Below are 15,842 nucleotides of genomic sequence, written 5' to 3'. Positions count from 1 at the left end.
TCGAATGCGCATATGTGCAACAGAGGTGAGGCTAAGTTCACCCATCCGAAAGCTACTCCGCGGCTTGTTCGTCACCAATCCACCAGGAGGGGTTTCCCGCCTGGTGGACCGGTCACGCTTCGACGTCGCCCGCGGCTAGCGCACCAGCCGGAAGAACCCGCGGACCTGCTCGACGAACAGCTGCGGCTGCTCGAGGGCGGCGAAGTGCCCGCCGACGGGCAGCTCCTCGAACCAGCGCAGGTCGGTGTAGCGCTGCTCGGCCTGCCGCCGCGACGGCCGCACGATCTCCTTGGGGAACACCGAAACCCCGGCCGGCACGTCCACTGTGGACAGGTCGCGGTCGTTGTTCTCCCAGTACATCCGCGCCGACGAGGTCGCCGTGGCGGTGAACCAGTAGACCGAGATCGCGTCCAGGATCTTCTGCCGGTCGACGGCGTCCTCGGGGTGGCCCTTGTTGTCGGTCCACGCCCAGAACTTCTCGGCGATCCAGGCGGCCTGCCCGGCCGGCGAGTCGGTCAGGCCGTACCCGAGCGTCTGCGGCCGCGTGCCCTGCTCGGCGGAGTAGCCCGCCCCGGTCCGCCGGAACTCCTGCAGGTCGGCGAGCGCCTTGCGCTCCTGCGGCGTCGGATCGTCCTGCTCGAGCCGCACGGGCGCGAAGTTGACGTGCACCCCGGCCACCCGCGGCGAGCGCCCGAGCGCGTTCGTCACGGCGGCGCCCCAGTCACCACCCTGAGCGCCGTAGCGGTCGTAGCCGAGCGACACCATCAGCGCGTCCCACAGCTCGGCGACCCGCGCGATCTTCAGCGCGGGCTTGTCGCTCCAGCCGTACCCGGGCAGCGAGGGAATGACGACGTGGAAGGCGTCGGCGGGATCTTCGGGCTCGGTGAGCGGCCCGATGACGTCGAGGAACTCCAGCACCGACCCGGGCCACCCATGGGTGAGCACCAGCGGCAGCGCGTCCGCGTGCGGCGACCGGACGTGCAGGAAGTGCACCCCGACCCCGTCGACGCTCGCCCGGAACTGCGGAAAGGCGTTGAGCCGCCCGGCGAACCCGAAGTCGTACTCCTCGCCCCAGTCCCGGCAGAGCTCACGCACATAGGCCAGCGGAACCCCCTGCGACCAGTCGCCGACGGTCTCCGCCTCCGGCCACCGCGTCCGCCGCAACCGCTCCCGCAGATCGGCGATGTCGACCTCGTCGAGAGGTACCTGGAAGGGTTCGGCCATCTCGCCTCCTTCGGGTGAGGCTCCCACGCTAGCGACGTGCGGGTGAGTGGATCAACTTCCTTGCGCTGACCAGCGGGATCACCCATCGCCCCACCTGCCCGCGCGGGCCGCGGACGATACGCTAAGCTTTCCGAGTCGCCCAGCGATGGGCCCTCGTAGCTCAGGGGATAGAGCACTGCCCTCCGGAGGCAGGTGTCGCAGGTTCGAATCCTGCCGAGGGCACCCGAGATGCCCGAGGTCTGTTCGCGGATTGCGCGAACCGGATCTCGGGTTTTGTGTTTTCTGGGGGCCGAGCCCCCAGACCCCCGCCGGGGGCGAGCCCCCGGACCCCCAGCGTGGTCACCTTGGGTTGAAATCATGCGTGGGGGCCATGCTGGCGGCGGTGTGGCGCAGGTCATGTGGCCGCGGGACCGCTCCTGCGCCTCCTCTGTGAAGGCTGTCCTGTGCGCGGCACTGCGAGGCTGGGCATAGGTGATCCTCGGGATTTGCCGCTCCGCTTGGCTCGGAACGGCCGTGCCGGCAGCGAGCCGAGGAATGGACCGGTAGCCGAGTGGAGCGAGGTTCTGCCGCTACCGCGCAGGTGAGGGGGATCCCGGCCCCTCGTCATGGGCTCCCGGCGGGCGCATTCCGCTTTTCCTTGGCTGGTGTGGAATATCCCTCCGGTTCCGGATCGGCGAACGGGCATGCGGGGCCGGTCGCCGTACACCACTACAGTTCTGTCCGGGCTCGGTCTCCTCCTGGAAAGGCGGCTTCCGCAATGGGTCAGGACGAGCTGTCCCACATACCGGTGGGCGCACGTCGGTTGTTCGATGCGGTGGGCGCGGAATGGCCGAAGGCAGCCAGTCCGGGCTGGATCTGCGAGGAACCGGATTGACGGAGTTTTCCCGCGTGCTGGAGGCGCTCGCCAAACGGCCGAAACATGCACGGGCCGCGTCAGGGAAAGCCTGCGAGGAGCATTCGCGTCGACGCTGACCGGTTCGCTGAGCAAGGCGGACCGGTCGGCCGCCGCCGACATCTTGAAAGCCTCGGCGCCGGCTGAGGACGCGGGGAGCCACGGAGACCGGCGGGCCGGGCCGGAACGGGCACCAAACCGGCCGATCAGGCCCGGCACCGCAAGCTGCGCGATGTCCATCCGGTCTCCTACCGCGGGCACAGGCCCGTTCTCCGGCGACGGTGAATGGGGCGGTGGTGGGTTGCCGATCGTGACCTGCGCAATCCAGTGGATGCCCCGCTCGGCCAGGGTGATGGCGGCACGGCGCAGGAACCCGGGGCGCGGCCGTGTGCTCGCCGGCCGCCGGAGTCGTCGCGCTCGCGGCGGCGGATCAGTTGTCCGGGCGGTCCGGCCAGGCCGATCCGAGGCGCCGGTTCCGCCGCCGGGCGATGATCCGGTACGCGACCTGCCTCGGTCGACCGGGGTCGACGTGGTCGATCAGCAGGCGTACTTCGGCTGTACCGGCGATGTACCGACCGTTCCTAACCTCGGTTCGCCGGCAGGGTGAGGAGACGGTTGTGCAGGATACGAAGTTCGACCCACGCAGGATTGCTTTCCACCTCGTGTCCGGGGGGCTCATCGCGGGCGCGCTCGGAATCATGGGTGCCGCGGCGGCTGAGGCCGGTCCGCTCGTTCCGAGGGCGCCGGAGGGAGGGGGCGCGCCGAGTCCGGCGCCGAAGGCCGCCGTGTGGTCGGGCGGAGGCAAGCAGGCTGTCGTATCGGCCCAGGAAAAGAAGGCTGCTCCGCGACCGGAGGCCGCCAAGAGCACGCCGCCCGTCCAGAACTCCGGTGGGGGCAAGCAGTACGTGGTCTCGGCGCAGGAGAAGAAGAAAGCCGCACCACGGGCGGAAGCCGCCAAAAACACTTCGGCCGGGCGCGATTCCGGGGGCGGCAAGCAAGCCGTGGTCTCCGCGCGGGAAAAGAAGGCGGCCCGGTCCGCCGGGGAATCCACGCAGAACGCGCCGAAACCTGCCCGGGCCACCGAGCTGGAACGGAAGCGGCCCCCGAAGGCCGACGAGGTGGCGCACGGGCGGGTCGTCGATCGCGGGGCCGCCGGGGTCGGAAAGTACGAAGAAGACTACGGCGACGGCGTCACGAAGATCACCGATCTGCGCACCGGCGACGTGAGTGTCAACGGGTTCAAGCTCCAGGGCCGGGCACCGTCGACGGAGAAGCTCATTCCCGCCATGAAGGACTACGTCCGGCGCGACGCCACCCAGTGCGCCGGCAGTCCGGGGTCACCCCTCTGCGGGGACGACGAGCAGGCGAAGACCCGGCGAGCCGCCCAGGCAGTGCTGATCGCCTGCAACGACATCGACTGCGACCAGAACTTCCTCCTCGACGCTCTCGCCACCAACCTGAACAACGGACGGCAGCCCTCGGCCGGAGGCGGCGGGGTCTCGGCCCTGAAGACCCTCGCCGCCGAGGGCGGCATGTCGCCGGCGATGACCGGGCCGATGGCCGGCGGGCGCGGCGGGGCGCGGATGCCTCGCGGGATGGCCGCCGAGCCGGCACCGGTCTCGCCTCGCGCCGGCGCCGCACGGTCCGGAGCTTCACCGGCCGAAGCCGTGCCGCGCGCCCCCAAAGCCACGGAGACGACACGAACGAGCCCCGCTGCCGAAGCAGCGCGGCCGCAGGCCTCGCCCGGAACGTCGACGGCGGCACGCGGGCGTCCGGCGCCGGCTCAACGCGGCTCGACGAAGACCTCCCGCGCCACGACGCGCGGCGGGACCAAGACCGTTCGGCCCGGTGACCCCGCCGCCGTGCCCACTCTGCCGAACAAGCCCAAGCTCTGGCGCCCGGTCGAACCGGATCAGGTGCCCAAAGGGGTGCACTACGTCCCGGAAAACGCGCACATGCGCCCCACCGAGCGGGCCTACAACGACAGTGCACCCGGCGCACGGCCGGGCGAGGCACCCGCGCTCTACTACATCCGCGACGGCAAGCTGTACCGCACCAAGTTCGACGGTCACGAACGGGTGTCAACCGATCCGGCGATCGACGCCCGGGTGCTCGTCGACCGGAAGACGGGCATCACCCGCCGGCCGAAGTCGAAGGACGGAGTGCGTCGCCAGGCCGAAGCGCTGAGGCAGCGCGGCTACACCGGGCGCGTGGAGGTGCCGGACGAGCGAGTCGCCCGGGAAGCCCGCCGCGAGATGTACTCCGACGGGAAGTGGCTGCTGCACATGCGGGTCCGCATGGTCCCGTACGAGTGATCGCCGAGGCAGAAGCCCTGGTCAGCCCGTGACCTCACCTTCGATCTCCTCCCAGAGCAAACGTGGAGACGTCTTCGCCGCGTCCGGAATCGTACGGTTCCGCCAAAGAACCGACCGGCCAGCGTGAAGGAGTAGGTCGTGAGTGACAGCAATGGCGGCGCGGCGAGGCTAGTGCCCGTCGGCCCAGGCTCCGGGGGCACGGCGACGCCGGCCAAGGCGCTGAACTCGTTGACAGGGCTGCGGTTCATCGCCGCGATCATGACGTTCCTCTTCCACACCGGGCTGATGATGAGCCCGCTCGGCCCGACGTTCGCGTCGGTCAGCCCGTTCGCCGACACCGGCGCAGCGACGTGGTACGCGACGACCTTCGCCTTCAGCGGCTACATCGGGTTGTCCTTCTTCTTCGTGCTGAGCGGCTTCGTCATCACCTGGTCCGCGCGGCCGACCACCACCGCGAGGTCGTTCATCCGCCGCCGGCTGGTGAAGGTCTTCCCGAACCACGTGGTCATGTGGATCGCCGTCATGATCCTGTTCGCCGGTGGCGTGGTCAGCTGGCGCGTGTGGCTGCCCAACCTGTTCCTGATCCAGTCGTGGTTCCCCACCTACGAGATCAGCCAGGCCATGAACGTGCCCGCCTGGTCGCTCTGCGCGGAGCTGCTCTTCTACCTGACCTTCCCGCTGCTCGTCCGGCCGCTCTTCCGGCTGAAGGCGCGCGGCCTGTGGATCGGCGCGGTCGCGATGCTCGCCGGCCTCGGGATCTACCAGCTCCTGGTCAACACCGTCATCGAGGGCCCGGCCGCCGGCTCGCCGGACCCGATGTCCCCGACGCAGTACTGGCTCGCCTACCTCTTCCCCGTCGGGCGCATCTTCGAGTTCCTGACCGGCATGTTCCTGGCGCGCATCGTCGCCGCGGGCAAGTGGCCGAAGCAGGTCGGCCCGCTGGTCGCGACCGTGATCATGGTCGTCGCCTGGTTCGTCGCCCTGTACGCGCCGGTGCAGCTGGCGATCAACCTGATCACCCTCGCGCCGATCGGGATCGTGATCGCCGCCTTCGCCAGCGCGGACCTGCGGGGCGCGCGCACCCGGGTGAACGGCAAGCGCTGGGTCTTCCTCGGGCAGATCTCCTTCGGGTTCTACATGGTCCAGATCGTGACGGTCTTCTGGTTCCGGGGCGTCACCGGCGGCCAGTTCTCCACCCCCGTCGCGATCCTGGTCCTGCTCGGCATGGCCGCGCTGAGCATCCTCGGTGGCTTCATCCTGTTCCGCTTCGTCGAGTCGCCGATGATGCGCAAGTTCGGCCGCAAGAAGACCGCGCCGCTCAAGGCGGTCGAGACGCCCGGCCCGAAGTCGCCGGACGCGGGTGAGGAGCGCAGCGCGGCATGAGCACCGAGCCCGCACACCGGGACGACCGCGAGGTCGAGGTCTACGCCTGGGCGACCGACGATGATCCCGAACGGGTCGTCGAGAAGGCCGCGGTCGACTCCCTCGTGGAGGTGTTCGCCCGCCGGTCGCCCGATCTGGAGTTCGTCAACCCCGTCCTCTCCGGGGACGGGGCGGCGGACCCGGTGGCGGCGCTCACCTCCCGGTTGCGGGCCGGCGACCCGCCGGACAGCTTCCAGGTCCACCCCGGCGGCGAGGTGACCGACCACGTCGCCGCCGGGGCGCTCGCCGACCTGGACGACCAGTTCGCGCGGTGGGGCCTCACCGATCTCCTGCCGCCGGGGCTGCTCGAGGGCCTCTCGGTCGACGGGAGTATCTACTGCCTGCCGACGGGCATCCACCGCCTCTTGTTGTGGGGCAACGGGGACACGCTGGCCGGGGCCGGGCTCACCGCCCGGCCGGCGTCCCTCGCGGAGCTCGTCCACCACCTGGACGAGCTGCGCGCCGCGGGCCTCGACCACCCGCTCGCGCTCGGTCCACATTGGACTCAGCTCGACCTTCTCGAAGGGCTCCTGCTCGGCGAACTCGGCGCTGACCGCTTCGAATCCCTCTGGACGGCGGACGCCGACTGGGCGCACGCGGACATCACCCGGGTGCTCGAGGACTACAAGAAGCTGCTGTCGTACTCCAACCCGGACCGCGACAGTCTGCATTGGACCGAAGCGGCGAAGCTGCTGAGCGACGGGAAAGCCGGCTACTTCTTCATGGGCGACTGGGTGGCCGCCGAGCTGGAGGACAACGGCCTCACGAACTACACGTACCAGCCGTTCCCGGGCGCCGAGGGGACGTTCCAGTGGCTCGGTGACGGGTTCGTCCTGCCCAAGAACGCCCCCAACGCGGCGGGCGCGAACCGCTGGCTCCAGACCGTCGCCGGCCTCGAAGGGCAGCGGGCTTTCAACACCCGCAAGGGATCCGTCCCCATCCGCCGGGACGCGGACCCCGCCGACTACCCGCCCTACCAGCGGGCGGCGATCGCGGACCTCCACCGGCTGCGGCTCGTCCCGTCGTGCATGCACGGCTCGGCGACCTCCCCGGACCGGGTGATGCCGGTCGTCCTCGCGGTGAACTCCTTCTCCTCGACGGGTGACGTCGCGCAGCTGCAAGCCGCGATCGCGGCGGGCCTCACCGGCCGGTGAGGCCGAAGACACTCCAGGAGTAGACCCCCACGGCGGGGGTTCAGAAGAATCAGAGGGAGCCGAACAGGCTCGATCGTGAGGTCCGGAGCTCGGGGATCCGCCGGCGGACGGCGAGATCCACCGCTTCCCCAACGCCGGTGGCCGGGTTCCGGTCGGTGCCCGCGACCTGAAGCGCTGAGACTTGGGAGTGGACATGACGCTCGTGCAGCAGGAAAGCCCACCGTCGTCCGCCTGCTCCGCCGGCGAAGCAGGGAGGCGGGTCCGATGACGGAGCTCACGGTCCGCGCGGAGCTGCTGGACTGCCTCCAGGCCAACCTCGCGGTGGTCGCCGACCGCCACCACGGTCCGGACACCCACCTGGCGCTGGGCGCCGCGTTGCGGTTCCGGCCCGCGGCCGGCCCGGACGGGCTGCCGACCGTCGAGCCGAGCCTGGCCGCCCACCTCGCCGACGCGGAAGAGTTCCTGGGCCTGCGGGTGACCGAGCACTGGCGGGACGTCCCGGCGGCGGAGCTCGCGGACCTGGCGCTCCAGTACGGCGAGCTCTACGTCGTGGCCGACGCCTACGACCTCTCCTGGACGCCGTACTACGGCCAGCAGCACATGGAGCACAGCTTCCTGGTGGAGAACAGCCCCGCCGGCGCCGAGATCACCGACGCCTACCGGAACCAGACGCCGTGGGGCAACGCCGTGCCCGGCCACTGGTCGACCGACTGGGCAAAGCTCCCCACCGCGGACCACGTCGTCGCGCTGGCGCCCGCCGCGAGCGCGCCGGATGCCACCCCGGTCGTCGACATCGCCGATCCGGCGTCCTACCTGGACGCTTACGCCCGGCACGAAGACCGGGCCGCGGCACTGCAGCGGCTGACCCTCGAAACCTGGCTGCTGACCCGGTCCCGCAAGCTGCACGCCGCGTTTTCGGGCGCCGGCGCGGCCGAGGACCACCTGCGCGCCTGGGACCTGCTGACCGAGCAGACCTACCTGGCCGCCCGCCGCGTGGAGCGGGGCCGCCGGGAGCCGACCGGGCTGCTCGACCGGCTCGGCCAGGCGCTGGCCGCCGACCGGGACGTGTTCGGCGCGGCCTCGCCGGACGACCTCCGCGACACCGTGGCCGCGATCGTGGCCGACGTGCTGGGCACGAGCACCGAGCGGGTGCTGGCCGAGCCCGAGCTCACCCTGCTGCCGGGGTTCGACTCCGTGCGGCTGGTCGAGGTCGTGGCGCGCCTGGAAGACCGGCTCGACGTCGAGTTCGACCCGGACGACCTGCTGCCGGAGAACCTGCACCACCTCGACGGGCTGTGCCGGCTGGCCGGCGCCACGGAAGGAGCCGCGTGAACTCCCAGCCGACCCTGCTGGCGCAGCTGCTGGACGACGCCGCCGCCCGCCGGCCCGACCGGCCGGCCGTGACCAGCGGCGGGACCACCCTGACCCACGCCGAGCTGGCGGCCGCGAGCCACCGGCTCGCCCACCGGCTCGCGGACCGCGGTCTGCGGCGCGGCGACCGGATGGTCGTCGTCGCCGGCTCGACCCCGCTCACTCCCGCGCTGCTGTACGCGGCGGCGCGCGTCGGGGTGGCGTTCACCCTCCTGCACGAGCAGGTCCGCGGCCGTCCCCTCGCCCACGTGCTCGACGACTGCGAGCCCGTCCTGGTCGTCGGGGCCGACGAGTCGGTCGTCGACGACGCTCGCGCCAAGGGCATCGACGCGATCGGCACCGAGGAGCTGGCCGAAGCCGCGTTCACCGGCGAACCGCGGCCCTGGACGCCGCCGGCCGGCCAGGAGCCGCTGCCGGTCGACCCGGTGTGCCTGATCTACACCTCGGGCACGACGTCGCTGCCCAAGGCCGTCGTCAGCACGCACCAGCAGGCCGTCTTCGCGGTGCTCGCCATCCACTCGCAACTGTCCTATCAGGACGACGACGTCGTGTACTCGCCGCTGCCGCTGTCCTTCGACTACGGGCTCTACCAGCTGTTCCTCGGGGCGGCCAGCGGGGCGCACGTCTGGCTCGGACAGCCGGCGGAAGTCGGGCCGGCGTTGGCCCGCAACCTCGTGCGCGCCGGCGCCACGGTGCTGGCGGCGGTGCCTGCGGTCGCGGAGGCGCTCGCCCGGCTGCTGGCCCGCGGCGGTCCGGCCCCGGCGTTGCGGCTGATCACCAACACGGGCGCGGCGATGCCGTCCGAGGCGCTGGTTTCCCTGCGCGCGGCCATTCCCACGCTGCGCGTGCAGCTGATGTTCGGGCTCACCGAGTGCAAGCGGGCCACCATCATGCCCCCGGACGAGGACCTGGCCCGCCCGGGTTCGAGCGGACGCGCGCTGCCGGGCACCGAGGTGTTCGTCGTGGACGACGTCGGGCGGCGCCAACCGCCGGGCGAGGTCGGCGAGATCGTCGTGCGCGGGCCGAACGTGATGGCCGGCTACTGGCGGCGTCCCGACCTGACCGAGCAGCGGTTTCCCAAGGCCGACGGGCTGTTCCCGCAGCTGCGCACCGGCGACTACGGCTGGGTCGACGAGGACGGCTACCTCTACTTCTCCGGTCGCCGGGACGACATCTACAAGGAGCGCGGCTTCCGCGTCAGCGCGACCGAGGTGGAGGCCGCCGCACGCCGGGTGCCCGGCTGCGCGTCGGCCGCGGTGCTGCCGCCGGGTGACGGCGAGCCGGCGTCGCTGGTGGTCACCGGGTCGTTGACGGCCGAGCAGGTCCTGGCCGGCATGCGGGAGCAGATCGAGGAGTTCAAGATCCCCCGCCGCTGCGTGGTCATCGATGAACTCCCCTTGTCCCGCAACGGAAAGGTCGACCGCAAGGCGCTCGCCAGCCTGATCAAGGAGGCGCGGCATGTCTGAGGCTGTGCTGGACCAGCGGCTCACCCTGACCCCGTCGGTGCGGGACGCGCTCGCGCAGGTGGGCACCCCCGCGTACGTGTACGACCTGGCCGAGGTGCGGCGCAACGCGCGCCGGCTGCGGGCCGCCCTGCCCGAGGGCTGCGGCCTCTACTACTCGCTGAAGGCGAACCCGCACCCGGCGCTGCTGCGGGAGCTGCGGGAGGCCGGCGCGGAGCCCGAGGTGTGCTCGCCGGGTGAGCTGGCGGCGTCGATCGAGGCGGGCTGGCCGGCGGCGAAGGCCCTCTACACGGGGCCCGGGAAGCGCGACGCCGACGTCGCGGCGGCCCTGCGCGCGGGCGTCAGAACGTTCTCGGTGGACTCGCCGGCGGCGCTGGACCAGCTGGACCGGATCGCCGCGGGCCTCGGGGTCCGGGCGCGCTGCCTGCTGCGGGTCAACGACGACCAGCCGACCCCCGGCCAGCGGCTGGCGATGACCGGCGTGCCGTCCCAGTTCGGCGCGGACACCGGCTGGGTGCTCGCCGAACCCGGCCGGTTCGCGGGCCGGCCGCACGCGGCCGTGGTCGGGCTGCACCTGTACATGGGCACGAACCTGGTCGGCACCGACGACCTCGTCGCCCAGTTCGGCCACACCCTGCGCACCACCGCGCGTCTCGTCGCGGCGCTGGAGGCGGAAGGGGCGACGATCGAGGTGCTCGACCTCGGCGGCGGGTTCGGCGCGCCGTTCGCGCGGGCCGGCGCCGCGGTCGAGTTCGCCGGGCTGCGCGAACGGCTGGAGCAGCTCTTCGACGACGGCGTGCCCGGCTGGCGCACCGGCAGCCCGGAGATCGCGTTCGAATCGGGCCGTTACCTGGCCGGCACCGCGGGCACGCTCGTCACCGCCGTGCTCGACGCAAAACGGTCCCACGGCCGGGAAATCGTGGTCCTCGAGTCCGGCATCAACCACCTCGGCGGCATGTCCGGCCTGCGCCGGCTGCCGCCCCTGGTCCCCCACCTGCTCACCGTCGGCGACGCACCCGATCGGGGCGACGCGGTCGAGACGACCGTCGTCGGCCCGCTGTGCACCCCCCTGGACACCTGGGCGCGCAACACCCCGCTGCCCCGGCTCGTGCCCGGCGACCTGCTGGCGGTCCCCAACACCGGGGCCTACGGCCTGCACGCGAGCCTGCTGGGCTTCCTCGGCCACCCCGCCCCGGCGGAGCTCGTCATCGACGGTGACCGGCCCGGCTCGCCCGTTGTCCACGCCTCCCGGCTGCACCTCGCGCGTGACCCGATTCGCCTTGGTGCCACAGGAAAGGAATGATCATGGACCCGCGATTCACCGAGCTGCTCACCCGATTCCTGAGGTTCCTGGACGGGCGGGAGATCACCCCCGAGTCGAAGCTGTGGGAGCTCGGGCTGGACTCCATGCAGTCCATCGAGCTGCTGTTCGCCATCGAGGACGTCTTCGACGTCTCGCTGCCGGACGAGGACCTCACCGACGCCACCTTCGCCACCGCCGGCAGCCTGTGGAACGCGGTGCAGGCCGCCCTCGGCACCCCCGGCGAGCAAGCGGCATGAGCGACGCGACGGTGGCCCTGGCCGAGCCGTCGCCGGCGAGCGTCACAGCCCTCGCGAAGCGCGTGGCCGCGGTGGCCGCCGAGCACGCGGCGCACCACGACCGGGAAGCGACGTTCCCGGTGGAGGCGCTGGCCGAGCTGCGGGCGACCGGGCTGCTGGGCCTGCTGGTCCCCGGCGACCACGGCGGCCTCGGCGGCGGCGTCACCGACCTGCTGGACGCCGCGATCGAGCTCGGGCGCGCCGACATGTCCGTGGCGATGATCTTCGCGATGCACTGCCAGCAGGTCGCCGCGGTGGTGGAGCACGCGGGCCCGCGGCTGCGCGCGGAGCTGCTGCCCGAGATCGCCGCGGGCCGGGTCTACCTGGCGTCGGTGACCACGGAGGCCGGCAAGGGCGGGCACCTGCGCACCGCGCAGGCCGAGCTCGAAGAGTCCGGCGGCGACCTGGTCGTGGACCGGTTCGCGCCGATCGTGACCGGCGGGACGCACGCGGACGGCTTCCTCGTCACCATGCGCAGTCCCGGCGCGACGTCGCCCAACCAGGTCTCGCTCGTGTACGCGCACCGGGACCAGCTGCAGCTGACCGCGTCGGGCGACTGGCAGCCGATGGGGATGCGCGCGAGCCACAGCGCACCGCTGCGGCTGGACGGACGGCTGCCCGCGCACCAGGTCGTCGGGGAGCACGGCGGGTTCGCCAAGATCGCGTCGGAGGTCTTCGGGCCGCTGGCCCACCTCGGGTGGTCGGCGAGCTGGCTCGGCACCGCGTGCGGCGCGCTGTCGGGAGTGCTGACGCTGTTGCGCGCCCGGGAAAGCCGTCGCCGGTTCAACCTCGACTCCGAACTGCTGCTCAGCCGGCTCGGGTCGGCCCGGCAGCGGGTGGACGCGGTGCACGCCCTGCTGCGGCAGACCGCGCAACGGGTGGCGGAGGCCGACGACCTGTCACGCCCGCGTTACCAGCTCCTGCTGAACGCGCTGAAGGTCACCGCCGCGGAGCAGTGCCACGCCGCGGTGGAGGACCTGATCGACGCGGTCGGCCTGCAGCACGGCTACCTGAAGGACTCGCCCACCGGCCTGGAGCGGTCGCTGCGCGACCTGCGGTCCGCGGCGCTGAACTACAGCAACGACCGGCTGCGGCTCGCGGACGGCCGGCTGGCCCTGCTCGACCCGGAGGTGCGTCTTGCCTGAGCTGCGGCCCGACGCGGGTGACGCGCTGACCGGCGGCGGCCGGGAGGTCTGGGCCGCGCTGGGCGCGTCCGGCGCGCTGCGGTCGGCGTACCGCGGCGGCGACCCGGCGCTCGGCGTGGACCCCACCGGCCTCGGCCGTCTGCTGTCCGAAGTGGACGCTCAGGTGAGCGTCGGGGCCACGCTGTCGGTGTGCGTCCAGGTGGCCACCGCGGTGCCGCTGCTGACGACCGGCTCCGGCCCGGCCGCGGCGGCGCTGGCGGACGCGCTCGCCGGGACGTCGGTGACGGCGCTGGCCGCCACCGACACCACCGCCGGCTCCGACCTGACCGCGCTCGGCACCGAGGTCACCATCGGCGACGACGAGCTCGTGCTGACCGGCGGCAAGCGCTGGATCACCAACGCCACCCAGGCCGACCAGTTCCTGGTGCTGGCCCGCCACCGCCCCGGCCGGCACTTCACCAACTTCACGTGGGTGCTGGTCCCGGCGTCGGCCGCCGGGGTGACCGCGTGCGAAGCGGACACCGAGCTGTTCGAGGGCGCCGGCGTCGGGCACGTAACCTTCGAGGACGTGCGGCTGCCGCGTGAGCACCTGGTCGGCCGCCCGGGCCGCGGCCTGGCCGGGTTCGCCCGCCAGATCGCCGTGGAACGGCTCGCCGGCGCCCTGTGGGCGGTCGCGCTGTGCCGGCGAGTGCTGACGGCCACGAAGAGCCGGCTCGAAGACCCCGCGCGGTCCGACGAACCGTTGTGGCGCAACGACAGCGTGCGGCAGCGGTTCGCCGCGTCCGTGGTGGCGGTGCGGCAGCTGCACGCGCTGTGCCACGAGCTCGGCGACCGCGTGGCGACGCGGTACGACGGCTCGGCCGCCGCACTGCTGAAGGCCAGTGCCGGGCTGACCGCCGAGCGGGTGCTCGCGGACTGCGCCCAGCTGCAGGGCGCCGACGGCTTCGCGACCGGCGGCGCGCAGTGGCTGCGCGCCCAGGCCGCGGTCTTCGGGATCGGCGGCGGTGTCACCGAAGTCGTGCTGTCCGGGGTCGCGGACGCGGCCGACGCGCTGCTGGCGGAGACGGCCTGATGACGGCCCAGCCGAGGAGGGAACCCATGACCGACACCCGCACGCTCGACGACTGGTTCACCACCACCGTGGCGCGGTTCGGCGACCGGACCGCGCTGGAGGTGGCCGGCGAGCAGTTCAGCTACACCGAGCTCGACGCGCTGGTCCGGCGACTGGCGGCGGTGCTCGTCGCCGAGCACGGCGGGGTGCCGGCGAGGATCGGCCTGCTGGCCGCGCGCTGCCCGCTGGCCTACGCGGGATACCTTGCGGCGCAACGCCTCGGCGCGACCGTCGTCCCGCTGAACCCGGCGTTCCCGGTGGCCCGCAACGCCGCGATCACCCAGGCGGCCGGCCTCGACCTGGTGCTGACGCAGGAAGACGTCCCGGACTTCCCGGCGCCCGTCGTCCGGATCGACCCTCAGCTGGCCGAACTCCGTGAGGGGACTCCGCCCGAGCTGCCGCGCTCCGCGGCTGGTCCGGACGACCTCGCCTACATCCTCTTCACGTCCGGGTCCACCGGCACCCCGAAGGGCGTGCCGATCCGGCACCACAACGTTTCCGCTTACCTCGACTACGTGATCCCGCTGTACGGCGTGGGCCCGGACGCGCGGGTGTCGCAGATCTTCGACCTCACCTTCGACCCGTCCGTGCGCGACATGTTCCTGGCGTGGGGTTCGGGCGCGACGCTGGTGGTGCCCACCGGCAACGACGTCCTCGCGCCGGCGCGGTTCGTGAAGCGGGCGCGCATCACGCACTGGTGCTCGGTGCCGTCGGTGGTTTCGTTCGCGCAGCGGCTGCGCGGCCTGGCCCCCGGCAGCATGCCGACATTGAAGTGGAGCGTGTTCTGCGGGGAGGCGCTGACGACGAGCCAGGCGGAGGCGTGGCGCGCGGCGGCGCCGGACAGCGCGCTGGAGAACAGCTACGGCCCCACCGAGGTGACGATCACCTGCACCGGCTACCGCCTGCCCGGCGAGCTCGGCGCGTGGCCGCGGCCGGCGAACGGCACGGTCCCGATCGGGACGGCGTACCCGGCGCTGGAGACCCTGGTCGTCGACGAGAACGGCGTGCCGGCGGAAGACGGCGAGCTGTGCATGCGCGGGCCGCAGCGGTTTCCGGGGTACCTGGACCCCGCGGACAACATCGGCCGGTTCGTCACGTTCGACGGCGAGCGCGCGGCGGTCTACGACGGATCGGCGCCGCTGACCGACGAGCACTGGTACCGCACCGGCGACCGCGTCCGCGTCTCCGACGGCGAGCTCGTCCACCACGGCCGGCTCGACCACCAGGTCAAGATCCGCGGCTACCGGGTCGAGCTCGGCGAGATCGAGGCGGCGCTGCGGGCGCGGCCCGGCGTGCGGGACGCGGTGGTCGTGGCGCTGGCCGGCCCGAACGGCGAGCTGGACCTCGAGGCCGCGTACACCGGCGGCGTCCAGGACGCCGAGGCCCTGCTCGCCGGGGTGCGGGCGAAACTGCCCGCCTACATGGTGCCGCGCCACGCGACGGCGTTCGACGAGCTGCCGCTCAACCCGAACGGCAAGGTCGACCGGGCGGTGGTGGCCGCCCGGCTGGCCACGCCCGAGGCCGCGTGAGGATCCCGTCAACGCGAAGGAAAGGTGACCCATGGCCGACAACCAGCCCGTGATCGGCAGGATCGAGCCCTGCCGAATCATCGACTTCCCCGAGCACGCCGACGAGCGCGGCCGCCTGACGGTGATCCAGCCCCGCCACGACATCGAGTTCGAGGTCCGCCGAGCGTTCTACCTCCACAACATCACGGACGGCGCGTCCCGCGGCGCCCACGGCCACCGCGAGCTGCGCCAGCTCCTGATCGCGATCCACGGAAGCTTCACGGTGGTCGCGAACGACGGCTTCGAGCAGGCGACGTACGTGCTGGACAACCCGAGCCGGGGGTTGTACGTGAGCCCGATGGTGTGGTGCGACGTCACGGAGTTCGCCCCGGGAGCGGTGTTGCTGTGCCTGGCCTCCGAGGAGTACGACGAGGCGGACTACTACCGCGACTACGACGAGTTCCACGAGGCGGCGCAGGGGCTGGCCGCTTAGCGGGCGGGGCTCCTGGGCCGGCGTTCGAGGGCCCGGGAGCGGCCTCGCCTGCACCCACAGTGACCACCGGCTGGATACCCGCCGGTCGACGGTTTCCGCCATGCTTGTCCGTCAGGCATACTGGGACACCGCGATCGTCAAGGGA

General features: G+C 72.4%; 12 protein-coding genes and 1 tRNA gene. 12 read left to right on the top strand and 1 reads right to left on the bottom strand.

Annotation, left to right across the window (positions count from 1 at the left end):
* Window positions 1-135 precede the first annotated feature (135 nt).
* On the bottom strand, window positions 136-1,224 hold the full coding sequence (locus ACZ63J_RS27115; protein WP_465406368.1) for an epoxide hydrolase family protein: 1,089 nt from the start codon (window positions 1,222-1,224) through the stop codon (window positions 136-138).
* 149 nt (window positions 1,225-1,373) lie between these two features.
* On the opposite strand from ACZ63J_RS27115, the gene ACZ63J_RS27110 reads away from it, so the two are divergent.
* The 12 genes from ACZ63J_RS27110 (at window position 1,374) to ACZ63J_RS27055 (ending at window position 15,697) form a co-directional block, all read left to right on the top strand.
* A tRNA-Arg gene (locus ACZ63J_RS27110) sits at window positions 1,374-1,446 on the top strand.
* Between the two features lie 1,236 nt (window positions 1,447-2,682).
* Window positions 2,683-4,431 (top strand): DNA polymerase III subunit gamma/tau domain-containing protein, encoded by a 1,749-nt coding sequence (locus ACZ63J_RS27105; RefSeq protein ID WP_465406370.1) that lies wholly within the window; start codon window positions 2,683-2,685, stop codon window positions 4,429-4,431.
* A gap of 138 nt (window positions 4,432-4,569) precedes the next feature.
* Window positions 4,570-5,814: an acyltransferase family protein gene (locus ACZ63J_RS27100; RefSeq protein WP_465406372.1), complete on the top strand. Its 1,245-nt coding sequence runs from the start codon at window positions 4,570-4,572 to the stop codon at window positions 5,812-5,814.
* Window positions 5,811-7,007: an ABC transporter substrate-binding protein gene (locus ACZ63J_RS27095; protein ID WP_465406374.1), complete on the top strand. Its 1,197-nt coding sequence runs from the start codon at window positions 5,811-5,813 to the stop codon at window positions 7,005-7,007. Before ACZ63J_RS27100 ends, ACZ63J_RS27095 begins: the two co-directional genes overlap by 4 nt.
* A gap of 264 nt (window positions 7,008-7,271) precedes the next feature.
* Entirely contained in the window at window positions 7,272-8,339 is a 1,068-nt protein-coding gene (locus ACZ63J_RS27090) for an acyl carrier protein (RefSeq protein ID WP_465406376.1), read from the top strand.
* Entirely contained in the window at window positions 8,336-9,844 is a 1,509-nt protein-coding gene (locus ACZ63J_RS27085; RefSeq protein WP_465406377.1) for a class I adenylate-forming enzyme family protein, read from the top strand. Before ACZ63J_RS27090 ends, ACZ63J_RS27085 begins: the two co-directional genes overlap by 4 nt.
* Entirely contained in the window at window positions 9,837-11,144 is a 1,308-nt protein-coding gene (locus ACZ63J_RS27080) for a type III PLP-dependent enzyme domain-containing protein (RefSeq protein WP_465336350.1), read from the top strand. Before ACZ63J_RS27085 ends, ACZ63J_RS27080 begins: the two co-directional genes overlap by 8 nt.
* A 2-nt stretch (window positions 11,145-11,146) precedes the next feature.
* Complete coding sequence (locus tag ACZ63J_RS27075; RefSeq protein ID WP_465312719.1) at window positions 11,147-11,401, top strand: acyl carrier protein; 255 nt, start codon at window positions 11,147-11,149, stop codon at window positions 11,399-11,401.
* On the top strand, window positions 11,398-12,585 hold the full coding sequence (locus ACZ63J_RS27070; RefSeq protein ID WP_465406379.1) for an acyl-CoA dehydrogenase family protein: 1,188 nt from the start codon (window positions 11,398-11,400) through the stop codon (window positions 12,583-12,585). Before ACZ63J_RS27075 ends, ACZ63J_RS27070 begins: the two co-directional genes overlap by 4 nt.
* Window positions 12,578-13,657 carry an acyl-CoA dehydrogenase family protein gene (locus ACZ63J_RS27065; RefSeq protein ID WP_465406381.1) on the top strand — a complete coding sequence of 360 codons (1,080 nt, stop codon included), beginning with the start codon at window positions 12,578-12,580 and terminating at the stop codon, window positions 13,655-13,657. The genes ACZ63J_RS27070 and ACZ63J_RS27065 overlap by 8 nt, the downstream gene beginning before the upstream one ends.
* Window positions 13,658-13,683: 26 nt before the next feature.
* On the top strand, window positions 13,684-15,225 hold the full coding sequence (locus ACZ63J_RS27060) for an amino acid adenylation domain-containing protein (protein ID WP_465406383.1): 1,542 nt from the start codon (window positions 13,684-13,686) through the stop codon (window positions 15,223-15,225).
* 31 nt (window positions 15,226-15,256) lie between these two features.
* Complete coding sequence (locus ACZ63J_RS27055; protein ID WP_465312723.1) at window positions 15,257-15,697, top strand: sugar 3,4-ketoisomerase; 441 nt, start codon at window positions 15,257-15,259, stop codon at window positions 15,695-15,697.
* The last annotated feature ends 145 nt before the right edge of the window (window positions 15,698-15,842 follow it).

Source organism: Amycolatopsis sp. NPDC104863 (genome assembly GCF_055582965.1).
This window is presented reverse-complemented; position numbering and strand designations above follow the sequence as displayed.

Bases quoted from the DNA above. Each gene is read 5' to 3' on its own strand.
- ACZ63J_RS27105 (WP_465406370.1), top strand. From the start codon at position 2,683: ATGTACCGACCGTTCCTAACCTCGGTTCGCCGGCAGGGTGAGGAGACG.
- ACZ63J_RS27080 (WP_465336350.1), top strand. From the start codon at position 9,837: ATGTCTGAGGCTGTGCTGGACCAGCGGCTCACCCTGACCCCGTCGGTG.
- ACZ63J_RS27095 (WP_465406374.1), top strand. From the start codon at position 5,811: ATGAGCACCGAGCCCGCACACCGGGACGACCGCGAGGTCGAGGTCTAC.
- ACZ63J_RS27070 (WP_465406379.1), top strand. From the start codon at position 11,398: ATGAGCGACGCGACGGTGGCCCTGGCCGAGCCGTCGCCGGCGAGCGTC.
- ACZ63J_RS27075 (WP_465312719.1), top strand. From the start codon at position 11,147: ATGGACCCGCGATTCACCGAGCTGCTCACCCGATTCCTGAGGTTCCTG.
- ACZ63J_RS27090 (WP_465406376.1), top strand. From the start codon at position 7,272: ATGACGGAGCTCACGGTCCGCGCGGAGCTGCTGGACTGCCTCCAGGCC.
- ACZ63J_RS27115 (WP_465406368.1), bottom strand. From the start codon at position 1,224: ATGGCCGAACCCTTCCAGGTACCTCTCGACGAGGTCGACATCGCCGAT.
- ACZ63J_RS27060 (WP_465406383.1), top strand. From the start codon at position 13,684: ATGACCGACACCCGCACGCTCGACGACTGGTTCACCACCACCGTGGCG.
- ACZ63J_RS27055 (WP_465312723.1), top strand. From the start codon at position 15,257: ATGGCCGACAACCAGCCCGTGATCGGCAGGATCGAGCCCTGCCGAATC.